The sequence below is a fragment of the Noviherbaspirillum pedocola genome (assembly GCF_016632335.1).
Lineage (GTDB): Bacteria > Pseudomonadota > Gammaproteobacteria > Burkholderiales > Burkholderiaceae_D > Noviherbaspirillum_A > Noviherbaspirillum_A pedocola.
In genome coordinates this window covers 84,027-110,350 of the sequence record NZ_JAEPBG010000005.1, presented here as the reverse complement: position 1 = coordinate 110,350, position 26,324 = coordinate 84,027, and the positions used below count along the sequence as shown (strand labels likewise).

At 60.3% G+C, this 26,324-nt stretch carries 18 protein-coding genes and 1 pseudogene; 15 read left to right on the top strand and 4 right to left on the bottom strand.

What is annotated here, in order from left to right; all coding sequences use genetic code 11:
- Positions 1 to 48: 48 nt before the first annotated feature.
- The 3 genes from cphA (at position 49) to JJB74_RS13585 (ending at position 5,201) form a co-directional block, all read left to right on the top strand.
- Positions 49 to 2,622: a cyanophycin synthetase gene (gene cphA / locus JJB74_RS13595; protein WP_200592429.1), complete on the top strand. Its 2,574-nt coding sequence runs from the start codon at positions 49 to 51 to the stop codon at positions 2,620 to 2,622.
- 468 nt (positions 2,623 to 3,090) lie between these two features.
- Positions 3,091 to 4,122 carry a tyrosine-type recombinase/integrase gene (locus JJB74_RS13590; protein WP_200592428.1) on the top strand — a complete coding sequence of 344 codons (1,032 nt, stop codon included), beginning with the start codon at positions 3,091 to 3,093 and terminating at the stop codon, positions 4,120 to 4,122.
- A gap of 122 nt (positions 4,123 to 4,244) precedes the next feature.
- On the top strand, positions 4,245 to 5,201 hold the full coding sequence (locus JJB74_RS13585) for a cation diffusion facilitator family transporter (protein WP_200592427.1): 957 nt from the start codon (positions 4,245 to 4,247) through the stop codon (positions 5,199 to 5,201).
- A 515-nt stretch (positions 5,202 to 5,716) separates the two neighbouring features.
- Here the strand turns inward: JJB74_RS13585 and JJB74_RS13580 are convergent.
- Positions 5,717 to 6,154, bottom strand: a complete 438-nt coding sequence (locus JJB74_RS13580; protein WP_200592426.1) for a GNAT family N-acetyltransferase — start codon at positions 6,152 to 6,154, stop codon at positions 5,717 to 5,719.
- A gap of 278 nt (positions 6,155 to 6,432) precedes the next feature.
- On the opposite strand from JJB74_RS13580, the gene JJB74_RS13575 reads away from it, so the two are divergent.
- The 4 genes from JJB74_RS13575 (at position 6,433) to JJB74_RS13560 (ending at position 13,818) form a co-directional block, all read left to right on the top strand.
- Positions 6,433 to 7,578: an AAA family ATPase gene (locus JJB74_RS13575; RefSeq protein ID WP_200592425.1), complete on the top strand. Its 1,146-nt coding sequence runs from the start codon at positions 6,433 to 6,435 to the stop codon at positions 7,576 to 7,578.
- Positions 7,579 to 8,110: 532 nt separating this feature from the next.
- On the top strand, positions 8,111 to 8,569 hold the full coding sequence (locus JJB74_RS13570; protein ID WP_200592424.1) for a (2Fe-2S)-binding protein: 459 nt from the start codon (positions 8,111 to 8,113) through the stop codon (positions 8,567 to 8,569).
- 10 nt (positions 8,570 to 8,579) lie between these two features.
- On the top strand, positions 8,580 to 10,835 hold the full coding sequence (locus tag JJB74_RS13565; RefSeq protein ID WP_200592423.1) for a xanthine dehydrogenase family protein molybdopterin-binding subunit: 2,256 nt from the start codon (positions 8,580 to 8,582) through the stop codon (positions 10,833 to 10,835).
- Between the two features lie 208 nt (positions 10,836 to 11,043).
- Positions 11,044 to 13,818 (top strand): DNA translocase FtsK, encoded by a 2,775-nt coding sequence (locus JJB74_RS13560; protein WP_200592422.1) that lies wholly within the window; start codon positions 11,044 to 11,046, stop codon positions 13,816 to 13,818.
- A 270-nt stretch (positions 13,819 to 14,088) separates the two neighbouring features.
- On the opposite strand, the gene JJB74_RS13555 is transcribed toward JJB74_RS13560, so the two are convergent.
- Together JJB74_RS13555 and JJB74_RS13550 are read right to left on the bottom strand one after the other, a co-directional pair.
- A complete protein-coding gene (locus JJB74_RS13555) occupies positions 14,089 to 14,295 on the bottom strand; it encodes a hypothetical protein (RefSeq protein WP_200592421.1) in 207 nt (68 codons plus the stop codon).
- A gap of 212 nt (positions 14,296 to 14,507) precedes the next feature.
- Positions 14,508 to 16,205, bottom strand: coding sequence for a hypothetical protein (locus JJB74_RS13550; RefSeq protein WP_200592420.1), 1,698 nt, complete (start codon positions 16,203 to 16,205; stop codon positions 14,508 to 14,510).
- 608 nt (positions 16,206 to 16,813) lie between these two features.
- Between JJB74_RS13550 and JJB74_RS13545 the strand changes: the two are divergent.
- Positions 16,814 to 17,655: pseudogene (locus tag JJB74_RS13545) on the top strand (DNA translocase FtsK); the annotation flags it as partial.
- A gap of 96 nt (positions 17,656 to 17,751) precedes the next feature.
- On the opposite strand, the gene JJB74_RS13540 reads toward JJB74_RS13545, so the two are convergent.
- The gene (locus JJB74_RS13540) at positions 17,752 to 19,203 is read right to left on the bottom strand and encodes a hypothetical protein (protein ID WP_200592419.1); all 1,452 of its coding nucleotides are present in this window, start codon (positions 19,201 to 19,203) and stop codon (positions 17,752 to 17,754) included.
- A 430-nt stretch (positions 19,204 to 19,633) separates the two neighbouring features.
- On the opposite strand from JJB74_RS13540, the gene JJB74_RS13535 reads away from it, so the two are divergent.
- Genes JJB74_RS13535 through JJB74_RS13505 form a run of 7 tightly spaced genes read left to right on the top strand, consistent with a single transcriptional unit; the run spans position 19,634 to position 26,275 of the window.
- On the top strand, positions 19,634 to 20,305 hold the full coding sequence (locus tag JJB74_RS13535; RefSeq protein WP_200592418.1) for a TorD/DmsD family molecular chaperone: 672 nt from the start codon (positions 19,634 to 19,636) through the stop codon (positions 20,303 to 20,305).
- Entirely contained in the window at positions 20,302 to 20,523 is a 222-nt protein-coding gene (locus JJB74_RS13530; RefSeq protein WP_200592417.1) for a formate dehydrogenase, read from the top strand. The genes JJB74_RS13535 and JJB74_RS13530 overlap by 4 nt, the downstream gene beginning before the upstream one ends.
- A 9-nt stretch (positions 20,524 to 20,532) precedes the next feature.
- Positions 20,533 to 23,430, top strand: coding sequence for a formate dehydrogenase subunit alpha (locus JJB74_RS13525; RefSeq protein WP_200592416.1), 2,898 nt, complete (start codon positions 20,533 to 20,535; stop codon positions 23,428 to 23,430).
- A 19-nt stretch (positions 23,431 to 23,449) separates the two neighbouring features.
- The gene (gene fdh3B, locus JJB74_RS13520) at positions 23,450 to 24,148 is read left to right on the top strand and encodes a formate dehydrogenase FDH3 subunit beta (protein ID WP_234484186.1); all 699 of its coding nucleotides are present in this window, start codon (positions 23,450 to 23,452) and stop codon (positions 24,146 to 24,148) included.
- Complete coding sequence (locus JJB74_RS13515; RefSeq protein WP_200592415.1) at positions 24,145 to 24,366, top strand: hypothetical protein; 222 nt, start codon at positions 24,145 to 24,147, stop codon at positions 24,364 to 24,366. The genes fdh3B and JJB74_RS13515 overlap by 4 nt, the downstream gene beginning before the upstream one ends.
- 18 nt (positions 24,367 to 24,384) lie before the next feature.
- A complete protein-coding gene (locus JJB74_RS13510; protein WP_234484167.1) occupies positions 24,385 to 25,470 on the top strand; it encodes a formate dehydrogenase subunit gamma in 1,086 nt (361 codons plus the stop codon).
- Positions 25,463 to 26,275, top strand: coding sequence for a hypothetical protein (locus tag JJB74_RS13505; RefSeq protein WP_200592414.1), 813 nt, complete (start codon positions 25,463 to 25,465; stop codon positions 26,273 to 26,275). Before JJB74_RS13510 ends, JJB74_RS13505 begins: the two co-directional genes overlap by 8 nt.
- Positions 26,276 to 26,324 lie beyond the last annotated feature (49 nt).

The window sequence follows — 26,324 nt, the reverse complement described above, 5'->3', positions numbered from 1 at the left end:
CAGCTTCACACTCAGACGCATCGCGTACCCCTATCAGACAGGACGTTTATGGAAGTTTCCCGCATCCGCGCCTTGCGCGGTCCGAACCTCTGGAGCCACCACACTTCGATTGAAGCGGTGGTGCATTGCGAACCGGCCGAGTGCGCCATCGACGCAATGCCCGGTTTCGAAACCCGCGTGCGCGCGCGTTTTCCCGGGCTGGGCATGCTGCATGCCAGTGGCGGCCGCAGCCATGTCGGCGTCGCCCATGTGCTCGAAGCCGCGGCGCTGGGTCTACAAGCGCAGGCCGGCTGCCCGGTTACCTTCAGCCGCGTGACGCCGACGTTGGAAGCCGGCGTGTTCCAGGTAGTGGTCGAATACAGCGAAGAGGAAGTCGGCCGCCTGGCGCTGGATCTGGCGCAGGAATTGATCGCGGCGGCGCGCGAAGATCGCACCTTCGATCTCGACGGCGCACTGGCGCGACTGCGCGAACTCGATGAGGATGTGCGACTCGGCCCGAGCACCGGTTCGATTGTCGATGCTGCTGTCGCCCGCAACATTCCTTACCGTCGCCTCACCGGCGGCAGCATGGTGATGTTCGGCTGGGGCAGCCGGCAACGCCGTATCCAGGCCGCGGAAATGGACCGGACCAGCGCGATTGCCGAATCGATCGCCCAGGACAAGGAATTGACCAAGAAGCTGCTGGCCGCGGCCGGCGTGCCGGTGCCGCGTGGGCGCATCGTCGCGGACGTGGTCAGCGGCTGGGATGCGGCGTTGCAGGTTGGATTGCCGGTCGTGGTCAAGCCCCGCGACGGCAATCAGGGCAAGGGCGTGACCGTCAATATCGACACCCGCGAAGGACTGGAAAAGGCGATCGCCGTCGCGCAGGAATATGGCGATGAAGTCATCATCGAACAGTTCTTGTCCGGCAATGATTTCCGCCTGCTGGTGGTGGGTAGAAAACTGGTAGCGGCGGCGCGGCGTGATCCGCCGCAAGTGGTCGGCGACGGCGTGCACACGGTCAAGGAACTGGTTGATGCGGTCAATGCCGATCCGCGCCGCGGTAGCGGCCATTCGACTTCGCTGACCAAGATTCGCTTCGACGACATCGCCTTGGCCCGTCTGGCTGCGCAGGGTTACAGCGCCGACTCGGTACCGGCGCGCGGCGAGCGGGTCATGTTGCGCAACAACGCCAATCTCTCCACCGGCGGCACCGCGACCGATGTGACCGATGATGTGCATCCGGCCGTCGCCGCGAGTGCGATTGAAGCCGCGCAGATGGTTGGCCTGGATATCTGCGGCGTCGATATGGTGTGCGACAGCGTGCTGCGTCCGCTCGAAGAGCAGGACGGTGGCATCGTCGAGGTCAATGCCGCGCCCGGCCTGCGCATGCACCTGGCGCCTTCCTATGGCAAGGCGCGCCCGGTCGGTGAAGCGATCATCGAGGACATGTTCGCGCATGGCGACGATGGTCGCATCCCCGTTATTGCCGTCACTGGCACCAATGGCAAGACCACCACGGTGCGCCTGATCGCGCATCTGCTGACCCAATCCGGGCTGCGCGTGGGCATGACCAACACCGATGGCGTGTACATCGAAGGTAGGCGTATCGACAGTGGCGACTGCAGCGGTCCGAAGAGCGCTCGCAATGTGTTGCTGCATCCGGACGTCGATGCCGCGGTATTCGAAACCGCGCGCGGCGGCGTGCTGCGCGAAGGCCTGGCTTTCGACCGCTGCCAGGTCGCGGTCGTAACCAATATCGGCACCGGCGATCATCTCGGCCTGAACTACATCACCACGCTCGAAGACCTGGCGGTGTTGAAGCGGGTCATCGTGCAGAACGTGGCCGACAGCGGCTACGCAGTGCTCAATGCCGCCGACCCGATCGTCGCGGCAATGGCGGCCAATTGCCCGGGCGAGGTGATCTTCTTCGCCGCCGACCGGCACAATCCGCTGATGACCTCGCATCGTGCGCAGGGTCAGCGGGTGGTTTTCATCGACAACAATGAGCTGGTTGCTGCGCAAGGCTCGTTCGAATACCGCTTTGCCTTGTCGCAGGTGCCGATCACCCGCAATGGCGCCATCGGCTTCCAGGTCGAGAACGTGATGGCTTCCGTGGCCGCAGCCTGGGCAGCCAATACGGATTGGGCAGCGATCCGCGAGGGTTTGCGCAGCTTTGCCAATGACACCGACAACGCGCCGGGCCGCTTCAATCTGTTCAATTACCGCGGTGCGACGCTGATCGCCGATTACGGCCATAACCCGGACGCGATGCTGGCGCTGGTTGGGGCGGTCAACACGATGCCAGCGCGGCGCCGCTCGGTCGTGATCAGTGGGGCAGGGGACAGGCGCGATGAGGATATCCGTCAGCAGACGCGGATACTCGGCGAAGTCTTCGACGAAGTCCTGCTCTATCAGGACCAATGCCAGCGCGGGCGCGAGGATGGCGAAGTGATCGCCTTGCTGCGCGAGGGCTTGCAGGGCGCAAAGCGCACCAGCGAAATCAGGGAAATCCGGGGCGAGTTCGTTGCTATCGATACGGCGCTCGAGAATGTGGGCGAGGGTGACTTGTGCCTGATTCTCGTGGACCAGGTTGATGAGGCATTGGCCTATATCGCCGGGAAGGTGGCGCAAGCGGCCTGAAAAGCGGTTCTCGCATTTTTGATCGAAAGCGGCGCAGTGCGCCGCTTTTTTTTCGTACGCGATCCGGATGAAACCTTCCCTTTTTCTCAGGTCGCCGTTTCCCGTCAGAACTGAAAAATGCAACTATCAAACAGGCAGGCACAAACAACCAAAAACAAAACCCCTGCAGCCAGGACAAAGGGCCACGCCCGAAGAATGACCTCCAAATTAAATTGGAAAATCAAAGCGATTCCACAGCAGCCAGACATGAAAATCGAGATCGGAATTCCAATTCTCGGACTCGAAATTATCCAGTTACCCGGTATTTAAATTTCCTATCCTTATTGATATAAAACAATAGGATAGGGCGCTAATCTCATCAATATTATTAGACTATTTAACCGTTTATTCATATAATCGTGGTAGCTGTGTTTTAAAAAAATTTCCTAAATTATTTCCACTCCCGATTCGAATCATTCGAGTTAAGTGATGAAAAATTCCCTATTCGATACCAAGCATTTCTGGTCTTCCGATCCAATGACGCCGTTCAAAAGCTTTATTGCATCGACGGAATTCGTGGAATTGGGCAGACGGTCCGCGACCTACCAGCAACCAGGAAAAAAGCCGGCGCCATTACGGCCCGCCACCATTCACATCTATACATTGATGTTTGGAAAATTCGTGCGCTGGATGGCCGAGCGCGGAAAAACCTTGGTGGCGATTTCCGATGCCGATATTCTCGAATTCCTCAATGCCAGGCATGCAGACGAAAATGGTGTCGTCGAACATTTGAAAAGCACGATTCGGGTGCGCTATGTGCGCATGCTCGAAAGGGTGTTCGAACACCTCGATATTTCTCCAAACCCGGCCCAGAGCAGCGCTTTCCAGATGCTGCGCACCAGTGGCGGCTCGGGGCGTGACCTCGACATGGTGGTGATGGACGATGCGCAGCTCGAATCGTTCATGGCCGCGCTACCGGTGGCGAACCCGACTGCGGCTGGCTGGAAACGGCGGCGCGATCGCGCGATGCAGGCGCTGATGCTCGGCGCCGGGCTCACCGTGGCCGAAGCAATGCATCTGAAGATCCGGGATATCGGCAGCGTTGCGGCGGATGGTTCGGTAGTCGTCACAGTGCGTCCGGAATCCGCGCACAGCACGACACGGGAACACCAGACGCTGCTGCGTCCCTTCGCAGCACGTGAAGTAATGAACTGGGTGGAAGAGCGCGGCAAGCTGGAAATTCTGGGCCAGTTATTGTTCCCGGCTTCACTTGCTGGCGGCAAACCGCTGGATAAGGCAACTGTTTATCGGCAAGTGAGAAAGACTTTCGAACGCGCAGGTCTGGAAATGCCACGTTCCGGTGGCCGCACGCTGCGCAATACCTTCGCGGTCAGAGAGCTGGAGACCGGATCGGTGGAGCAGGTGAGTGAATTGCTCGGACTGGAGCGTACTCGCTCGACCGAGTATTACCTGGATGCGGCTCGCCGGCGCAATCGGCGCAGCGCGCAGCCGCGTCACTGATTTGGCAGGCTTCAACTCGGGTGGCATCGTCCCTGACCTTGCCATCCCGTCAAGGTCGGAATGTGGCGTGCAAAGCGACGTGATAAGCTCCGCGCTGCCGATTTTTCGTCCCGCCAGCGCCGATGCAATACGACCCGTTTCCCGAAGATTCCGAAGATAACCAGCAAATCCAAAACGAGCGCGCCCGGGCCGCGTCGCGCAGCACCTGGGTCAGTGTTGCCGTAAATGTGCTGCTCAGCGCGCTGCAAATCGTCATTGGCACGTTGTCCCGGTCTCAGGCGTTGATTGCCGACGGCGTGCATTCGCTGTCTGACCTGGTTTCCGATTTCATTGTCCTGTTTGCCAATCATCACAGCCGCAAGGAAGCCGATGACGACCATCCTTATGGCCATCAGCGCTTCGAAACCGCGGCATCGATGGGGCTAGGCATGATCCTGCTCGCCGTGGCCATCGGCATGCTGTGGTCGGCGCTGGGGAAATTGAAGGCGCCGGAAAACATTCCGCAGGTGCAGGCCAGCGCGCTGTGGGTGGCGTGCGTGGCGCTTGTGGCCAAGGAATGCCTGTTTCGCTACATGCTGGCCGCGGCCAAGCGGGTCAAATCGAGCATGCTCGTCGCGAATGCCTGGCATGCGCGTTCGGATGCCGCATCCTCGCTGGTGGTAGCGCTGGGCATCGTCGGTAATCTTTTCGGCTATCCGGTTTTGGACCCGATCGCGGCGCTGATTGTCGCTCTGTTGATCGGGAAAATGGGCTGGGAATTCGGCTGGGAAGCGCTGCACGATCTGATGGATCGTTCTGCCGACGAAGCCGAAGTGCAGGCAATCCGCCGCACGCTGATGGAAACGCCGGGCGTCTCGGGCGTGCATGATGTGCGCACCAGGAAAATGGGCGACCTGATCGTCGTCGATGCGCATATCGAAGTCGATGGCACGCTGAGCGTGGAAGCTGGCCATGACATTGCCGTCGCCGCGAGGCAGCGGGTGCTGCAGCGGCATCGGGTTCTGGATTTGATGACGCATGTCGATCCATGGCGCAGGCCGGATCTGGACCATGCGATGGCAGGTACGTCGCAGTCATAAAAGCCGAGCATGGAGAAATGCGGGAACGTATCAGCAAGTGAAAACGCCTGAGGCTTGACGAGATACGGTGAGCGCAGATGGGAAACGGAACCTCCCATCATGCATGCAAAAAGCACATAATCCGCATTATGTTAAATAAAGGCTGGAAGGTGTGATACTCAACCACTTCCTGGGCTTTGAAGCGACGAATTGCCGGCTACCGCTGCCGCAGGCGATCTCACCCCTGTTTGGTGGAGATGCCTTTATCGCCAACTGTCATCCGCAGCAAAAAACTATGGATATCGCACCGAGCCGCATTCTGACCTTGCTCTGGTTTCACCGCTTTCGATGTCGGATCGGCGAGGCTCGGCGTCGGCACGCGAACCGCGACTTTGGCTTGCGAAGCAGCGCCAGCCGATCATGCCGAACGCTTGGCACTCAGTTGCGGTAGCCGTGGGACATGAAAGGCAGATTAAGTTTTTCAGCCAATGAAGGCTCAGCTTCCATTCTTCGAAACGCAGGAAACTGAAGTCATTTCAAACCCCAGGAATCGCATCACCGAGAGACTTCAGTAATCGCTTCGGTGTTTCGACATAGCCTTCGCGCAGACAAAATCGATGGGCATCCGCCCGGCCACCGGCGCTGCTGAGTTCCACCCGGGTGCGACCCCATACAAGAAAGACGGCCTCCGCCGCTTCCAGCAAGCGCTTGTCTATGCCTGCGTGACGGTACTCCGCGGCGACAACCAGCGCGGTCAGCCTTCCATCGGGTGGTCGGTGCGAGTGCCGTGTGCAATCCAGTGCTGCCAGTCCCAGCAATGTCCTATTGGTTTGGGCCACCAGTACTTTCCCTCCCGATGCAAGAATTGCGTCATAGCGTGACCGAAGCGCTTCTTCCGTATTCAGGTAACCGAGATACGCCACCAGTGTGGTCATCGCCGGGACGTCCATAACGTCGGCCTTACGGATTTTCAAAGCTCGCCTTTCCTGCTCTCCAGTAGAGACATGATGGGTTCGCTCATGAAAAAGCCGCCAACTCAGCGTATTCCTTGAGTGCATCAGCCGATTCCCGTAATCATTTATCCGCCCCCTGCTCTGTCGTGTTTGGTTTTTGTGTTTTCGGATGTGTTTCGCGAGTTGGATAGTTGCGTTTTGCATTTGCAAACAGGCAGGAATTTGAACCCTTACTTTGAATGGCCTTACTTAAACGGGCTTTTCCCATCCCGTCAGACCAGCTTACGCATGCACTTGCCATGATCACGACTCTTGCCATTGCCAATTACCGTTCGCTACGTGAGCTCATCATTCCGCTCGGCTCCCTCACTCTCGTCACGGGCGCAAATGGCAGTGGAAAATCAAGTGTTTACCGCGCACTGCGTCTTCTGACCGAGGTCGCGCAGGGTGGCGCCATCGCTGCCCTGGCGCGCGAAGGCGGTTTCGCCTCTACCCTTTGGGCTGGGCCGGAACGTCCAGCGGATTTACGCGAAGCGCCAAGCCGGCGTAGCGAGCCGGTCAACCTGAAGCTGGGTTTCGCAGCGGAAGACATCGGCTATTGCATCGATCTCGGCCGGCCTCAACCCGGCAATTCCTTCTTCGATGGCGATCCGGTCATCAAGCGCGAATGCATCTGGCACGGCCCTTTCCTGCGTCCCGCCGCCCTTCTCGCTGAGCGCCAGGGCCCGCTGGCACGAGCACGCGACGGCAAGAATGGCTGGCTGGTGTTGAATCAGCATTTGCCTGCGTACGACAGCATGCTCCTCGGCTGTGCCGATCCACGCAATGCGCCGGAGATCCTGCTGCTGAGGGAAAGAATGCGCTCCTGGCGTTTCTACGATCATTTCCGCACCGATGCGGACGCGCCAGCGCGACGAACGCAGATCGGCACGCGCACTATGGCGCTGGCTGACGATGGCGCTGATCTCGCCGCAGCCTGGCAAACGATATGGGAAATCGGCGATCGCGATGCTTTACAGGCCGCCGTGGACGACGCCTTTCCGGGATCAAGGGTAAAAGTGGAAGCGATGGGAAACGGCTGCGGCATCGTCATGCATCAGCCGGGACTGCTGCGGGGGCTGCGCGCGGCCGAATTATCCGATGGCACGCTGCGCTATCTGCTGTGGATTGCCGCCCTGCTCTCGCCGCGGCCGCCGGAATTTCTGGTGTTGAATGAACCTGAATCGAGTCTGCACGCGGACCTGCTTCCTGCGCTTGCGCGCCTGATCGTGCGTGCCTCTACGATGTCGCAGCTGGTGGTCGTCACGCATGCAACCCGGCTGATCGCCGCGATTGAGCGGGAAAGCGACTGCCGCACGCTGCTGCTGGAAAAACAGTACGGCGCTACCTGCATCGATGGCCTGCATCCGCTCGACCGCCCGGCATGGAAGTGGCCGGCACGTTGAAAGCGGGATTGCTGCAATCGTCTTACGGCAGCACCGCGAATGCGCGCTGGAAGAAGTCCGATGCGCACAGCACATACACGGAAACCGCCGAAATCGTGGTCGGCACCACGGCATACAGACCGACAACATATTTCGTCATGATGTTTCTCCTTTTGTATATCGTCAGCCTAATGCTCGCCGCGTAGTCGCGGCATCGGAAAACGGCGCAATGTCTTGTAGGAAATCATTACTGCCTTTCGTCGGCGATTTGCGCCACCCTGTCGCAAATTTGATGCGCGATGTACTGCTGAGCTGCCGTCATTGTCTCAAGTGCTTGTAACAACCATATGTCTAGGCAGCGATATATGTGACGAATTGTTATCGGAGCGCAAAAAAGTTTCCTTTTTTTATTCGTTCCAATCCCTGTAGCGTTTTCGGCAAGCTTTCGATTCAGGCCATATACTGTCGAGCTCCCAGCCGCCGGCGCGCGATTGCGATGCGCGATGCTCGACGAACTCCGGGGACTTCTCGCTACAACAACAAGGACAATCCCATGACCAAGCTCACCCTGAACGGCAAGGCGCAGACCTTTGACGGCGATCCCGACATGCCGCTGCTCTGGTACCTGCGCGACGAAGTCGCAATGACAGGAACGAAGTACGGCTGCGGCATGGCGCTGTGCGGCGCCTGCACTGTGCATGTCGACGGCCAGGCGCTGCGCTCCTGCGTCACGCCCATGTCCGCCGTCGCCGGCAAGCATGTCACCACGATCGAAGCGGCCGAGCATGACAAGGTTGGCCAGGCGGTGCAGGCCGCATGGCGCAAGCATGATGTGGCGCAGTGCGGTTACTGCCAGTCCGGACAGATCATGTCGGCGACTGCGCTGCTGAAGACGAACAAGCGTCCGAGCGACGCCGATATCGATGCGGCCATGTCCGGCAATGTCTGCCGCTGCGCCACCTATGTGCGCATCCGCGCCGCCATCCACGACGCCGCGGGTTCGCTTGCGTAAGGAGCAGACGATGACCATCACCATCCACAGCAAGAGCGCCGATGCGCAAATCATCAACGTCAGCCGCCGCCGCTTCTTCCAGGGCCTGGGCGGGCTGACGCTAGGCCTCGCGCTGCCGCCGCTGCTGACCGGCGCCGGCGATGCGCAGGCCGCCGGCACTCCCAGCACGGCCAATTTCCAGCCGAATGCCTTCGTGCGCATCGGCGCCGATGACAGCGTGACCGTCATCGCCAAGCACCTGGAAATGGGCCAGGGCGCCTACACCGGCCTGGCCACGCTGGTTGCCGAAGAACTCGACGCCGACTGGAAGCAGATCCGCGTCGAAGGCGCCCCGGCCGATGTCAAGCGCTATGCCAACACCCTGCTCGGCGTCCAAGGCACCGGCGGCAGTACTGCAATGGCCAATTCTTATGAGCAGATGCGCCGCGCCGGCGCCGCCGCCCGCGCGATGCTGGTCCAGGCCGCCGCGCAGCAATGGCAAGTCGCGCCGGAAAGCCTCAGCGTTCAGGATGGCGTCGTCACACACGCCGCCAGCGGTCGCCGCGCTCGCTTCGGCCAGCTTGCCGAAGCCGCCGCCAAACTGCCGGTGCCGGAAAACGCGCCGCTGAAGGATCCGAAGGATTTCCGCCTGATTGGCCGCCAGAATCTGCACCGTGTCGACAACACCGACAAGACCAATGGTCGCGCGCTCTACACCCAGGATGTCAAGCTGCCCGGCATGTTGGTCGCGGTGATCGCGCATCCGCCAAAGTTCGGCGCGAAGTTGAAATCCTTCGATGCCGCCAAGGCCAAGGCCGTGCCCGGCGTCGTGGCAGTCGTGCCGGTGACTGGCAGCGAGCGTTTCCAGGGCGGCGTAGCGGTACTGGCGAAGAACACCTGGGTCGCGCGCCGCGGCCGCGATGCGCTCGCCATTGAGTGGGATGAATCCAAGGCCTTCAGCCTGAGCAGCGACGCCATCCTCGCGCGCTACCGCGACGCCGCCAGCCGCCCGGGCGAACTGGTGTTCGAAACCGGCAATCCCACCGCCGCCTTCGCCAAGCCGGCCAAGCTGATCGAAGCTGACTATGAAGTGCCCTTCCTCTCGCATTCGGCGATGGAGCCGCTCAACTGCGTGGTATCGCTGTCCGACAAGGGCTGCGAAATCATCAACGGCGAGCAATGGCAGACCGGTGACCAGATGGCCGCGGCCCAATTGCTCGGCATCGCGCCTGAGGCGGTGACGATCAAACAACTGTATGCCGGTGGCAGCTTCGGCCGTCGCGCCAATCCGTTCTCGGACTATGTGCTGGAAGCGGTCGCCATCGCCAAGGCCGCGCGCGAGACCGGCGTGCGCGCGCCGGTGAAGATGGTGTGGACGCGCGAGGACGACACCCGCGGCGGCTATTACCGTCCCGCCTTCGTGCATCGCACGCGCATGGCCATCGACGCCGACGGCAACTTGGCCGCCTGGCATCACCGCGTCGTCGGCCAGTCGATCTTCAAGGGCACGGCCATGGAGAAATTCGTGGTCAAGAATGGCCTGGACACCACTTCCTATGAAGGCACGCTGGAACCGTACGCAGTGCCGAACGCCCGCCTGGAACTGCACACCGCCGAAGACATTGGCGTGCCGATCCAGTGGTTCCGCTCGGTCGGCCATTCGCACAGCGCCTTCGTCAGCGAAAGCCTGATCGATGAAGCCGCCGCCGCCGGCAACAAGGATCCGCTGGCCCTGCGCCGCACGTTGCTGGCCAAGCATCCACGTCACCTGGCCGCGCTGAACCTTGCGGCGGAAAAAGCCGGCTGGGGTCAGCCGCTTGCGCCGGGCAAGGACGGTGAGCGACGCGGCCGCGGCATCGCGGTGCATGAATCCTTCAACACCGTGGTCGCCCAGGTCGCGGAAGTCACTGTGGCCAAGGATGGCGCGCTGCGGGTGGACCGGGTGGTATGCGCGGTTAATTGCGGCGTGGCGATCAACCCGGACGTGATTCGCGCGCAGATGGAAGGCGGCGTCGGCTTCGGCCTGTCGGCTGCCTTGCATGGCGCGATCACGCTGAAGGATGGCCAAGTGCAGCAATCGAACTTCCACGAATACCCGGTGTTGCGCATCAACGAAATGCCGCGGGTGGAAGTGCACATCGTGCCGTCGGCGGAAAAACCGACCGGCGTCGGTGAGCCGGGCGTGCCGCCGGTAGCGCCAGCGGTGACGAATGCCATTCATGCGGCGATAGGCAAGCGCATCCGCGTGCTGCCCATTGGCGATCAGCTGAAGACTTCCGCCGCCTGATGTAACGCAGTCCTGCCAGGCCGTCTGCAAAGGCGGTTTTGGCATGACTGCACCTGCCCCCATCGGTTACACTCCACAGTCCGTTTCAAAGGGCGGTCGTACGCGCCGCCCGTCTCGATTCGCAACAGATTCCAATACCGTATTCCTCACCCCCGCCGCTCTTTCGCGTTCGTCTCACGTCCGGTTTGCGGCCCTCATTGCAACAGGTATGCACATCGCAGTTTTCGATTGGTTTGGTTGGTCGCTTCTCTGGGTTTTGCCGCTGGCATGGCGTTTCGCGCGAGGCGCGCTCACCGGCCGTGCCGGCGGGCCCGGCGCGATCCGGATGTGGCTAGGCACGGGTCTGGCGCTGTTTGCCAGCTGCGCGCTCGAAGGCGCATTGCGCAGTGGTTCGGAAGCGCGCTCGGCATTGCTCGGCCGCGCGCTGTGGTCTGGTCTGTCCAGCCTCATTGGCAGCGGATTTTCCCTGGTGGTGTTGACATTGATACTCGTCGTCGGCGTGTTCTGGCTGTTGCCGCGCCGTCGCGATCGCGCTGATGAAGAAGACGAGGCGTCGGCCACGCCGCGCTTTGTCGATGAGCGCACACACATTCCGCGCATGCCGTTCTCTGCCGAACCGCCGCCGCCGCGCGCCCATCCCGGCTCCCTGCGCGCACAGACCACCCCGGCGCCGCGCAAGGCCGAATCCTGGAAACTCCCTGCGCCGATCCCGGCGCAGGAAACCGTCGCCAGCCGGCGGCCGTCGAAGCGCGCGCCGGAATTGTCGGTGAAGATGGCGCCGCCCTCCTCCGCGGTCGCGGCTTCGGCTGCCAATCGCGCCGCTCCTGCGCCCGTCTCGAAATCATCGAAACGCACGATCGATGCCTGGGACCCGATAGAAAGTCTGCGCCCAACCGATGCGATGCTCGCCCGCCAGCAAGCCTTGCAGGAAGCCGCGCAACGCGAGGCCGAGCGCCGTGCAGCACTGGCCGCGGCGCAGCGTCGTCCTGCGCCCGTAGTGCCGCCGAAACCGGTGCCGGCGGTTTCGCCCCTATCGTCGACGTCTGCCGCGCCAATCGCCACGCCTGCAGCGCCCGCCAGCGCCCCGCCGGCCGCAGCGCCCTTCCCGCTTGCGCCGACGATGTCCGAGCCGACGAACGGCACGGTGAGCGCCCCGCTCATCGACAGCAGCGATATCCTGCCGCCCGGCTTCCATTTCGCCGCGCCCGCTTTCCGCGACGACGACGTGATCGACATGCGCGGCCTGCTGCCCGCGATCACCCCGGCGCTACCTGTCGAAGCGGATGTGCCGCTCATCGACAGCAGCGACATCTTCGGCACCGGCCCGCGCCTCACGCCGTCCCAGGACGATGCGGTCATCGATCTCGGCGACTTTTTCCCGACAGGCGCCTGGTCACAGCCGGCCACGCAAGGGACGGCATTCCAGCAAGCGGCGCAGGCTGCGCCGGTTTCCATCGCAATGCCGCAAGTGCAGGCCGAAATTGCCCCGATGTTCGCCCATCGCAACGATGTCGAATTACCGGGCCTGGACCTGCTCGATGCTACCGACGGCGCAACCCAGGAGATCAGCGCAGCCGAACTTGAGCAGACCGGCCAGTTGATCGAACAGCGTCTGAAGGAATTCAAGGTCCCGGTCACTGTGCTCGGCGCCGGCGCCGGGCCAGTGATTACCCGCTATGAAGTCGAACCGGCCACCGGCGTGCGCGGCGCGCAGATCGTCGGCCTGATGAAGGACTTGGCGCGCGCGCTGGGCATGACTTCGATCCGCGTCGTCGAAACCATCCCCGGCAAGACCTGCATGGGCCTGGAACTGCCGAATCCGCGGCGGCAGATGATCCGGCTTTCCGAAATCCTCGAATCGCCGGCCTACAGCGACTCGGCATCGAAACTGACCATCGCGCTCGGCAAGGACATCACCGGCATGCCGGTCGCGACCGACCTGGCGCGCGCGCCGCACATGCTGGTGGCCGGCACCACCGGCTCGGGCAAATCGGTGGCGATCAACGCGATGATCCTGTCGCTCTTGTACAAGGCCACGCCCGAAGAAGTCCGCATGATCATGATCGACCCGAAGATGCTCGAGCTGTCGGTCTACGACGGCATTCCGCATCTGCTCGCGCCGGTGGTCACCGACATGAAACTGGCGGCGAATGCGTTGAACTGGTGTGTCGGCGAGATGGAGCGGCGTTACCGGCTGATGTCGGCGCTGGGCGTGCGCAATCTGGCCGGCTTCAATGCCCGCATCCGCGACGCCGCCGCGGCTGGCCGCAAGGTGCCGAATCCGTTCTCGCTGACGCCAGACGCGCCGGAGCCGCTGGATACACTGCCGCTCATCGTGGTGGTCATCGACGAGCTGGCGGACCTGATGATGGTGGCCGGCAAGAAGATCGAGGAATTGATCGCGCGACTGGCGCAGAAAGCGCGCGCGGCCGGCATCCACCTGATCCTGGCGACGCAAAGGCCGTCAGTGGATGTGATCACCGGCTTGATCAAGGCAAATATTCCGACCCGCGTGGCATTCCAGGTGTCGTCCAAGATCGACTCGCGCACGGTGCTGGATCAAATGGGCGCTGAAGCCCTGCTCGGCCATGGCGACATGCTGTTCCTGCCGCCCGGCTCAGGTTATCCGCAGCGGGTGCATGGCGCTTTTGTGTCGGACGAGGAGGTACACCGGGTGGTCGAGCACCTGAAACGCTTCGGCGAGCCGGATTACGAGGATGCGGTGCTGGCAGGACCAGCGGCCGAGGAAGCGCCGGAAGCGGCGCCAGCCGGGGAAGCGGATGCGGAGGCTGATCCGCTGTACGACGAGGCGGTGGCTTTCGTCATTCGTACGCGCAAGGCGTCGATTTCCTCGGTGCAGCGGCAGCTGCGGGTGGGATACAACCGTGCGGCACGGCTGGTGGAGCAAATGGAGGCGGCGGGAATTTTGTCGGCAATGGCCAGCAATGGAAGTCGGGATGTGCTGGTGCCGCCAGGGGATTGAGGGAAGCGGTTCTTCGTCCAGCGTTGATTTGCGTGATTTGGTGCCTTCTAATTGCGTAGTGCGGCGGTTAAGGACAATGCAGGTTGAGTGCTCCGCTCTGCTTCGCGAAGTCACAGGCGGTTATAGCCAACGCCGTAAAAGCCACGAATAGCGGACGATGCCCACGATAAATCAAAAATGCGTAAGTGCAATCCAACGTGCGATGCGTGGCGGTATTGCCGGAGCACGGCGTTGCATTCTGGCGCGCCGCAATTATCGGCAAACGCTGTTTCAAAAAATTGCAAACGGTCTCGTTTCATTGAACACGGTGACGATTAACGTTTCGTTGCTGTCACATCGATCGTAGCCCGGATAATGCGTTACGGGCGAGCCCGCTTGGGCCGCCCGTATTAGCCGTGGTCTTTCCCGATCGGATTTCAATACTTCTTCGCAGGAACGGCTTTTGCCCGTCTTTTCTTCCTCGACCGCCTTCACCATGCTTTCGAACTCGGTAGAAGAATTTTCTAGGTCCTTTGCTTAGCCATTGACCGCGACCTTCAATATATCTACCCCAAAGGATATTCGCCTGGCCTTGGTGATTAATTGCTTTTTTGCTAATCACAATTAAGTTGGCGACCGGCTGATGCACGAACGCGCCAGTGGCGAAATCCGTGCGGTATATATCGTGCCGCGGAAGCTGGGATCTTTCGTTACGTCTTGGGCGGCTTGGTATCTTTCTCCTTTATTTCATCCTTCATAGGCGTGGGTTTTTTTCCAGCTCCATCATTTTTGACGGCATTTCCTTCAAGGAAGCTAATGCATTCCTGCTCAAGGTTTCTGGTAGCCTCGATCATTTGTTGATGCATATTTTCGTAAATTGGCAATTTATTTAAGATTCCACCCAATGAGGAGTGGTGGTTTGGTAGTTCATGCGTCAGTTTTTCGTCCCACATTGCCCAGAAATCAGTGCGACTCTTTTCTAAAATTTCCGATAGCTGCGTTAAATTATCTTGCAGGGCCTTGTACGCGCTGCGCAGCTTTAATGTTCGTTCATCATTCAATTGGTCATTATTGATTTTTTCGAAATATTTGTACCAGATAGCCGTGGCATATTTATCGGTTGCGCGAAATCCTTCATACAAATTCATGATGCGTGTTTGATATGCGCTTCGGCTAGATTGGGCCGATGAGGCCGGTTTTCCGGAAATCGCAGTCGATTTTGACGTTTCAATTGACTTGTCCGCGGAGGATTTGTCGGGGGCTTGACCACCTTTTAAATTCGTGGAAGCCGCCATAGTTTTATTAATTACTTGATCTTTATTATCGGAAGGAGCTGAACCTCCGGACTGCGGCCCCAAGCTCAGTGTGGCTTTAAGCGGGCTGCCGCTTGTGTTACTGACGGCTTGGTTGTTTGATGATATTCCATTCGACTTTTCAGCGGTCTTTTTTTCGAAATCATCAAAAAAATTGATCTGATGCATAAGCTCCGTAAATCTTTGCTCAAGACCAGATACATAACTGGATAACAGCGTCAGCTTGATTTCAAAATCGAAAATCTGCTGTTCGTTTTTGTTCGCAGAAAGTTGATCAATTTCACCAGAGAATGTACCCATCATTTGCATCGCATTTTGGAATTCAACGCTCAGCTTTCGCGCTTGTTCGAGAAGTTGTTTATCGTCAGTCTGGGAATCTTTGAGTTTGTGATTCATTGAGGCAAGCTTGCTGAATGCAGTGAATACCCCACGTTTCATCCTATCGATTTTCTCTTGATTCGTTGGCTGAGTTGGTTTTGCCGGCAACGCTGATGTGGTCGGCGCTTGCGCCAGATTTCCGGTTCCGGACTGTGTTACCGGCGAAGAACCAACCGTATTTTGCGTTGGCGCCGAAACTCCGGAATGCGTCCTCCCGCTCGTTGGCGTTTTGTGCTCGTGTTCAATTCCAGCCACTTCGTTTGACACGTCGTCCGCCGACGCTAGTAACTTCTCGGTAGCTGCCTTCAACCGTTTTATCTGGGCCATAGTTGCCGGATTGCCAGCGTGAAGATTTTGTAGTCGCTCCAGGATATTTATAAGTCGAGTGACCACGTCAGAGACCATCTCACGCACGTCTTCGAGCTCTGCTTTCAGTTGGCTCATGTCGACATACTTGGATGAGACCGCCGATTTCGCAGATGTCTGCGCCGGCTTCGAGCTTAGGCTCGGTTGCATTGTGGTTAGTGGAATTGAACTAGCCGTACTTTGCGGATCAAATAACGTCTCTGCTGCACTTTTAGCATGCAGATTTGGAGCACCGGGTGCGCTTTCTGCACCTACGTTCGTGCCGGTGTTCGGATCGGTACTTTTGCCTGGTGGCGTTGGCCCTGGTATGAAGAAGGGCACTTGATTGTTTGGGGGTGTCGCATCATTCATATCTCTTCTCCTTTTTCAAATCTTTCAACGCAACGATTTCCACCTCTGCGCGGATATCTGCCATCAGTCACTGGAATGCCCGCCCGTTTGCGTTCGTCACCGCGGCATTTGCTTCAGCGTTCATCCTGAACGTTCAATCCGATGCGGGACATAACTGGAAACCGGCTAGTGGATGCCTTCCTCATCGAGGTCCATCACCAGCGGCGCATTCGAAATCACAGTTCTTCGGCGACAACTTGAAACCGCTACTGCGAATCACTTCTGCGACACCTCTGGGAAATTTGCTTCGCCGGGGATAGTGCTACGACGAAACGTCTGCGGCATTGGTCATAGGACTGTGGGTAAGTAGCGGCGCGATAGCGTCGGTTCCTTATTCCAACGGGCTCTTTCCAGTATGAACAACGAGATCGTTTTGGACCGCACCGTTATCCGCACATCTCGTCGCATGTGCGTTCCCGATTGGCATGGGCGCTGCTCTCCTCCCATGCCTAAACACCCCCTGGGCTTCTACATCCGTTTTCGAGCCATTCCTCCGGTCCGCTGCGTAATCCGCTTGCACGTACGTTTTCGTCCCCGCTGAAAATGGCGAGGGATGGCATAAATGCGTGAAGATGCCGGTCGCTGTGCTCGGCGCCGGCGCCGCCTCGGTCATTAGCCGCCATGAAGTCGAACCGGTGATCGGCGTGCGCGGTGCGCAGATCGTCGGCTTGATGAAGGACTTGGCGTGCACGCTGGGCATGGCGTCGATCCGCGTCGCCGGAACCATTCCTGGCAAAACGTGCATGGGGCAGGAATTGCCCGATTCTCGGCGGCAGATGGAGTGGCGCTACCGGCTGATGTCGGCGCTGGGCGTGCGCAATTTGGCTGGCTTCAATGCCCGCAACCGCGATGCGAAGGCCGCCGGTCGCAAGGCGCCGAACCTGTTCTCGCTGATGCCGGATGCTCCAAAGCCGCTGGACAAGGCAAACATTCCGACGCGCCTGGCATTCCAGGTGTCGTCCAAGATCGACTCGCGCACAGTGCTGGACCAGATGGGCGCCGAAGCCCGCTCGGCCATGGCGACATGCTGTTCCTGCCGCCGGGGTCGGGCTATCCGCAACGGGTGCACGGCGCTTTCGTGTCCGACGAGGAAGTGCATCGGGTGGTGGAAAATCTGAAGCGCTTCGGCGAGCCGGAGTACGAGGATGCAGTGCTGACCGGGCCGGCAGCCAAGGAAGCGCCGGATGCAGCGCTAGCCGGAGAAGCGGACGCCGAGACTGATCCGCTGTATGACGAAACGATCGCTTTCGTCATTCGCACGCGTAAAGCGTCGATTTCCACGGTGCAGCGGCATTTGTGGTTGGGTTATAACGGTGCGGCAAGACTGGTGGAACAGCTGGAGGCGGCGGGGATTTTGTCCGCAATGGCCAGCAATGGAAGTCGGGCTGTGCTGTTGCCGCCGGGGGATTGAGCATTTCATAAAGTAAACCTTCGGTTCGAAACTGCCCTCAAAGAATTATCGCTATTGGCAATTCGAACCGAAACAAATGGAACCATGATATTTTCTTTAACCTCGGCGGTTCGTTTTAGCTTGTTTTTGAAATTGGTCAAGGAAAATTTCGGTTAATGCTCTCGCAATTTCTACGAAAATTCTTTCTCCCGGAGTGTAGCGCTCGTTTAAAACAAGAGTCGCGCAACGGTGAAGGATGTTGCCAACCCATGTCAAGATCGCTTGGGCGGAGGGAGCATTTCTGGAGTCGGCGCAGAACATCTTCAGGTCATCCCTCAGCTTTCGGAGTTGCGCGACATTGAATGAATATGTGTTTTCATTGTCTTTCAATACTCCTACATCTATTGTGCTAAAGGCCTCCAATAAGGGATCAATCTTCGAAATCCACTGGGAGAAAAGTTCCTTTTTCGATAAAAGCAGGCGAGTTCTACCCTCAGCAAGAAAAAGATTCTCGTTCCACTTCTGCAGCTCTGCTATTTTCTTGTGTTTCCAATCTTCAGTTGTAACGGGCTCTGAACCTTTTCCGGCATTCACCTCCTGCGCAGGTGTCGTTCGGTCAGAATTTGTGACCGATGTCGTTTTGACCACCTCATTTTCATAAGAAGTAAGTCCGCGGTCATATTTTTCAATCAGTTCAGGAGTACGAAAATAATTCAGCTTGTCCACAGTTTTGTAGAGCTCTATGAAAACACTTGTTGTCACAGAATCTTTCTTGTACGCCTTGATGTTTTCGAGTAATTCTATCTTTAAGGGTAATGTGGTCATGCCGGCTTTCATCGAATTCATCTGCTCCTTCGAAGGCATGATCGCTTTGCCTATCCGCTTAGCAACGAGCGCACAACCTTCGCTATCGTCCGCATTATGGCCAATCCAATCGAAAACTTCTTTCGTAATTTTTTCGATTTCTTGCAGACCTTCGTCGCTATTACTTCCCTTGTCGTCCGCGTTTAGCACCTTGGAATATGCCTGTTTCAATTTTTCGTTCCGGCTTTGCACTTCGCACAAAATAATGGCACGCTGCAGCTTTGCGCACAGAATGCTTTCCGGAGTCTTTGGCGTTTGAACCGAGATTCTGCCTTGCAAGGCAACATATAGATTTTTTCTCTGGTCTGTACTCATGCTTTTCAAGATGGCAGTTGCATCACTCACTACGAATTTTTCGAGAGACTTTGCACCGACATTAGAAGTTTCTATTCTCTTCAATGCGTCGGGTAACCAAGTGTTGATAAAGTCATTATTATTCGCGGCAGCATACTCAAGCAGAACGGCCTTCATTTGATATTTTGCAAAGCATGGCTCGATATAATCCTGAACCCATTTCGGCGCCCGGGATACCAGAGAGCGCAAATTCATTTCATAGAATGCACACCATTTACCCTCACAAGTTTTTACGGCTCTCGGTGTGATTTTAGACTCAATCTGTCGGCTTTGTTCGTCCCCGATGTTCAGATATATCACAGCCGATGGGTTGTAATCTCTCGTCCAATGTTCAAATACTCTGTCACACATTTTAGATTCCTTTAAACTTTAAGCTGCTTTCGCCGTGCACTTAACCTCACGGCCTATCACAACATCAGGGCCGCAATAAAAGTTCCATTGTCCGACGGATATGACTTCACTCGAATTTCCGGCTTGAAAAAAGCAAGCTTTTCACTGCAGAAATCGGACTGGCTTTGCATTGGGCAAGAATTACCGGTAGCGCTTGCTGAGTTACATGACGCCTCTGCGACGTTCCGCTATAGCGCGTCAAGATTTTCCAAATTACCGGTAAATATTCCATGTCGGTCGCTCGGTCTGCGCTGCCATAGAGCCGAATGGGTGATGCTTCCTGCGTTGACGCGGGTCCGACATGCTGGCTTCGTTGTGGCACACAAGTTGCTCATTGATGTTTTGAAAAGCTACTCGACGCATACGCGCGCCGTTCTCGAAGACATCGTTAATGACAGAGCCCCGTAATACCGATTTCACAACCTGCCCGGCTACCGTCCCGCTCGACGCCGAAGACCAAGCCCGCGCCGACCTCTACGGCCTGATCGGCTCCTTCCTGCTCGGCCCGCCCGACGTCGGCCTGCTGGCCGTGCTTGCCCGTGCCGACCCGCTGTCTGTGGATCCGCACGCTGCACCCGCCTCCCCGCTAGACCGCGCCTGGGAAAACCTGCGCATTGCCGCCACCGTCATGGACGAACGCGCACTGAAGGACGAATACGCCGCCCTCTTCATCTCCACCGGCACCCCGCTGCTCAACCCCTACGAGTCGCTCTACATCGCCGGCCACATGATGGAAAAGCCGCTGGCCAAGCTGCGCGACGAACTCCGCGCACTCGGCCTCGCCCGCCGCGCCGGCGCCTTTGAACTCGAAGACCACCTCGGTTCGCTGTGCGAGACGATGCGCATCCTGATCACCGAAGCGCGGCCGCTGGAACTGCAGCACGCCTTCTTCGAACACCACATCGCCAGCTGGTACGCGCGCTTCCTGCGGGACATGCGCAGCGCCCCCGGCGCGAATTTCACCCGCCATCTCGCCGACTTCGCCGACGCTTTCTTCGCGATCGAAGCCGAAGCCTTCGGCATGGAGATGGACCACGACATTGCAGAAGGAGCCCGATCATGAAAAAGACCGATCAACCCAACCCGAACCGCCGCGAATTCCTGCACACCGCGAAGGGCGCCGGCCTGCTCGGCGCGGCGCTGGCGCTGGTGTCGCGCGCCGCGCCGGTTGCTGCGGCGCCGGTCGAGGAAGCGAAGGCGCTGGAAGCGCCGCCGGAGAACCGCGGCTATCACGAAACCGAGCACATCCGCAGCTACTACGCCGCGCTGCGCCGCATGTAGGAAACCGACATGAGCCTATTGCGCAAGACGGGCGATGCCCGTGGCAAATCTTCCGGGTCTTCCAGCCTGGTGCCGCGCCTGCCGGCGCGCGACGGCGCCAACCCGGCCGCGCTGTCGCGCCGCGCCTTCCTGGCGCGCGCCGGTCTCACCGCCGGCGCCGGCGTGCTGGCCCAGCAACTGCCGCTGCAGGTGATGCAGAAGGCCCAGGCGCAGACCCGCGCCGAAGACGTCGGCGACACCGGCAAACCGGCGCTGCGCCATACCGTGTGCAGCCATTGCTCGGTCGGCTGCTCGGTGAATGCGATCGTGCAGAACGGCGTCTGGGTGCGGCAGGACACGGCCTTCGAGTCGCCGATCAACCTCGGCGCGCATTGCGCCAAGGGCGCGTCGGTACGCGAGCATGGCTTCGGCGAGCACCGGCTGCGCTATCCGATGAAGCTGGTCAATGGCAAGTACGAGCGCATCTCCTGGGATGTGGCGATCCGGGAAGTCGGCGACAAGCTGCTGCAGATCCGTCAGCAGGCCGGACCCGACGGTGTGTTCTGGATCGGATCCTCCAAGCACAACAACGAGCAGTCCTATCTGCTGCGCAAGTTCGTGTCCTTCTTCGGCTCGAACAACTGCGATCACCAGGCGCGCATCTGCCATTCGACCACGGTCGCCGGCGTGGCCCAGACCTATGGCTACGGCGCGATGACGAACTCGTTCAATGACCTGGCGCATTCGAAGGCGGTGATCTTCATCGGTTCGAATCCGTCCGAGGCGCATCCGATTTCGATGCAGCACTTCCTGCATGCGAAGGAGCTGGGCGCGAAGATGATCGTCGTCGATCCGCGCTTCACCCGCACCGCGCGCTTCGCCCATCACTATGTGCGCATCCGCCCGGGCACCGACATCGCCTTCGTCTGGGGCGTGCTGTGGCACATCTTCCAGAACGGCTGGGAAGCCAAGGACTACATCGCCGCGCGCACTTACGGCATGGACGATGTGCGCAAGGAAGTGGCGAAATGGACGCCGGACAAGGTGGCCGACGTCACCGGCGTGCCGGAAGCCGCGGTGCATCGCACCGCCGAGCTGCTGGCGAAGAACCGGCCGTCCTCGGTGGTGTGGTGCATGGGCATCACGCAGCACAGCGTCGGCACGGCCAATGTGCGCGCGCTGTCCATCCTGCAGCTGGCGCTGGGCAATATCGGCGTGGCCGGCGGCGGCGCCAACATCTACCGCGGCCACGACAATGTGCAGGGCGCGACTGACGTCGGCCCGAACCCGGATTCGCTGCCCGGCTATTACGGCATCGCCGAGGGCGCATGGAAGTATTTCGCGCGGGTCTGGGGCGTGGACTATGAATGGCTGAAGGGCCGCTTCGCCAGCAAGGCGCTGATGGAAAAGCCCGGCATGACCGTCTCGCGCTGGTTCGACGGCGTCAACGAGAAGAAGGAATTCATCGACCAGCCGAGCGCTCTGCGCGCGGTGGTGTACTGGGGCCATGCGCCGAACAGCCAGACGCGGCTGCCGGACATGAAGGCCGCGATGCAAAAGCTCGACATGCTGGTGGTCATCGACCCGTATCCGACCATGACCGCGGCCATGCATGGCCGCAAGGATGGCGTGTACCTGCTGCCGGCCACGACGCAATTCGAAACCCAGGGCTCGGTCACCTGCTCCAACCGCAGCGTGCAATGGCGCGAGCGCGTGATCCTGCCGCTGTTCGAATGCAAGACCGACCACGAGATCATGTACCTGTTCGCGAAGAAGTTCGGCTTCGCCGACGAGCTGTGCAAGAACATCAAGGTGGTCAACAACGAGCCGGTGATCGAGGACATCCTGCGCGAGATCAACCGCTCGGTCTGGACCATCGGCTACACCGGCATCTCGCCGGAGCGGCTCAAGCTGCACATGGAGAACAAGCACACCTTCAATCCGACCACGTTATTGGCCGAGGACGGGCCATGCAAGGGCGACTATTACGGCTTGCCCTGGCCGTGCTGGGGCACGCCGGAGATGAAGCATCCGGGCACGCCCATCCTGTACGACACCTCGAAATCGGTGGCCGACGGCGGCCTGCCCTTCCGCGCCAACTGGGGCGTGGAGCACAACGGCGACTCGCTGCTGGCCGCAGACGGATGGGGGACCAAGGACAGCGAAATCGATGTCGGTTATCCCGAGTTCGACCACGTGTTCCTCAAGAAGCTCGGCTGGTGGAGCGAGCTCACGCCGGAAGAACAGCAGCAGGCCGAAGGCAAGAACTGGAAGACCGACATGTCCGGCGGCATCATCCGCGTGGTGATCAAGCATGGCTGCGCGCCCTACGGCAATGCGCGGGCTCGCGCCAATGTCTGGAATTTCCCGGACCCGGTGCCGACCCACCGCGAGCCGATCTCCTCGCCGCGGCGCGACCTGGTGGCGCAGTATCCGACCTATCCGGACAAGGCCGCATTCTGGCGCCTGCCGACGCTGTTTTCCTCGGTGCAGAAGGTCGATTTCCACAAGGACTTCCCGATGATCATGACCTCGGGACGCCTGGTGGAATACGAAGGCGGCGGCGACGAGACCCGCTCCAATCCCTGGCTGGCCGAGCTGCAGCAAACGATGTTCGTGGAGATCAACCCCATCGATGCGTCGCGCATCGGCATACAGACCGGCAAATACGTGTGGGTGGAAACGCCGACCGGCGCGCGCCTCAAGATCGCGGCGATGGTGACACCGCGGGTGCCGGAGGGACTGGTGTGGATGCCGTACCACTTCGGCGGCTGGTGGATGGGCGAGGACCTGCGCCCGAATTATCCGCAGGGCTCCGCGCCGATCGTGCTTGGCGAAGCGGCCAATACCGGATGGACCTATGGCTATGACGTCGTGACCATGATGCAGGAGACCAAGGTGTCCCTGTGCCGCCTGGTCGTGGCGTGATGGCGAAGAAGGAGAAATGATGGCTGCAAGAATGAAGTTCATTTGCGACACCGAGCGCTGCATCGATTGCAACGGCTGCGCCACGGCGTGCAAGAACGAAAACGAAGTGCCCTGGGGCGTGGTGCGGCGCCGGGTGATCACGGTCAACGACGGCGTGCCGGGCGAGCATTCGATCTCGGTGGCCTGCATGCATTGCACCAATGCGCCGTGCATGGCGGTATGCCCGGTCGACTGCTTCTATCACACCGAGGACGGCGTGGTGCTGCATGACAAGGACCTGTGCATAGGCTGCGGCTACTGCTTCTATGCCTGCCCGTTCGGCGCGCCGCAGTTCCCCAACATGGGCGCCTTCAACCATCGCGGCAAGATGGACAAGTGCACCTTCTGCAATGGCGGACCGGAGCCGGATCTTTCCGAAGCCGAGTTCAAGAAATACGGCCGCAACCGCCTGGCCGAAGGCAAGCTGCCGGCCTGCGCCGAGCAATGCGGCACCAAGGCGCTTTTGGGAGGCGATGCCAACATCATTGCCGACATCTACAAGGCCCGCGTCGACACCCGCGGCTACGGCCCGGAACTGTGGGGCTGGGACATTGCCTACAAGCCGCGGCCCGAGGCCAAGGACAACGGCTACAACAACGGCATGGGCATAGGCAACGGTCCGCGCATCAACCAGGACCGCAATCAATCGCAGAACGCGCCGAGGGACCTGCCGACATGAAAACCATCCTCCGCATTGCAGCGCTGCTGTCGCTGCCGCTGCTGTTGTCGGCCTGCCTCGAGGTCGAACAGCATCCCGGCTGGAAGCAGGGTCAGTACAACGGCAAGCCGGACAACCTGGCGCCGCAGGCCATGTTCCACGGCGACCGCATGGCCTGGTATGCGGCGATCAACGATCGCAACCGCCGCCAGAATGAGTACAACCGCATGAGGCCGTGAGCGGCCGGGAGAACAGCCATGCGACATCTGATGAACCGCCCTCTCGCCTTCGCCGCCGTGCTGCTGTGCCTGTTGCTGGGCATCGTCTCCGGCGCGCATGCCGCGGTGCCCAACCATTCCGCGGTGCCGGCCTATGCCGAGGAACAGACCATCCTGCAGACCGAGCAGGCCGTGCCCGAGCCGGGCTATGGCGACAAGGATTCCGGCAAGCGCCATATCGACCGCCACTTCATCCAGCCCTTCGGCTATCAGAGCGAGTCGGATGTGCTGCTGCAGCGCGGCGGCAATACCTGGCGCACGCTGAGGAACGGTCCGCTCGCCACGATCGCCGGCGCCATCCTGCTGCTGGCACTGCTGGCGATCTTCCTGATGTACCGCCTCATCGGCCCGGCGCCAATGGATCCGGCGCCGTCCGGTCGCAAGATCCGGCGTTTCTCGGCCTGGGATCGCATGGTGCATTGGGTGACCGCAATCAGCTTCATCGTGCTGGCCTTGACCGGACTCATTATCCTGTACGGCAAGAAGCTGCTGCTGCCGTGGATGGGGCATGGCGCGTTTTCCGCGATCGCCATGCTCGGCAAGTACCTGCACAACTTCATCGGCCCCTTCTTCATCTTCTGCACCGCGGTGATGTTCCTGACCTTCCTGCGCGCAAATTTCTGGAGCCGCATCGACTGGCTGTGGATACGGCGCGCCGGCGGTCTCGTCAATCACCAGCCAGTGCCGGCCGGCTTCTTCAATGCCGGCGAGAAGCTGTGGTTCTGGGGCGGCGTGTCCTTCCTCGGACTGATCGTGTCGGTGTCAGGCCTGCTGCTGGATTTCGTCAACTTCGGCCAGACGCGCTATGTGCTGCAGTGGGCGAACTACCTGCATCTCGGCGCGGCGGTCTTCTACATCGCCTTCTCGATGGGCCACATCTATATCGGCACCCTGGGCACGCCGGGCGCGTATGAAGCGATGCGGCGCGGCACCGTCGATGAAGAATGGGCGCGTACCCATCATTCGCTCTGGTACGACGATGTGCGCGCCGGGCGGGTGACCGAGCGCGGCGAGCGCAGCGCTCAGCCCTCGCAGACGATTGCAAGAGGTGACGCCAATGCGTGAACTCCGAAAGTTTCCGCTGCCGGCAATGCTGGCGTCGCTGCTCGTACTCACTGCCTGCAGCAATCACAGTGGCCCTGACGGCGGCAAGAGCCCCGGCGGCCCGGCGGTGAGCCAGCGCGAGACCCACTTCCCGGGCATGGTCACCGCCGGCGGCAATACCAGCGGCGAAGTGATGAAGAGTTCCGGCGAAAAGGTCGGCGCATCGATGCCGGCCGGTACGCCAGGCACGCCGCGCGGCATGGAAGGCAATACCGGCGGCACGGCGATGGGCGGCACCACGCCCGGTGCGGCAGTCGCGGGCGACGCGCCGAAAGGCGCGATGGCCGGCGAACGCAAGATCGAAGGCGCTCCGACCGCCGCCAAGGGCGCTACCGGCGAGGCGGCGCCGACAGCCGGCAGCGCCAGCGAACGCGCTCAGGCCGGCACCGCGACGCCGCAGCAGCAGATCCCGGGCCAGCCGGCCCCGGCCGGCGCCGACAAGCCGGGCGCGGCAACGGCTCAGGCCGCACCTGCAACACCGGCGGCGCCCGCAGCCAAGCCGGACGCCGCGGCCCAGGCGGCAAAGGAAAAGCAGGAGCTGGCCGCCTCCATGGATGCGGTTGCCGCCAACTGGCGCGCTTCGGCCGCCAAGCATGGCTGGACCACGCATGCGCCGACCCCGGTGGCCGCCGCTGCCGGGATCAATGCCTCGGCCACGCAGCAAGGCGGCGCTGCTTCACAACCGGCGCCGGTAAAGAGCGAAAAGTCGGGCAATGCGCCGGCCAGCGAGGATGTGAAGCGTCCCAAGCCGCCGGGCGCGGTATGAACGGCGTGATGATGACGGGGGGCACGCCGCATCGCCGCCGGGAACCGTC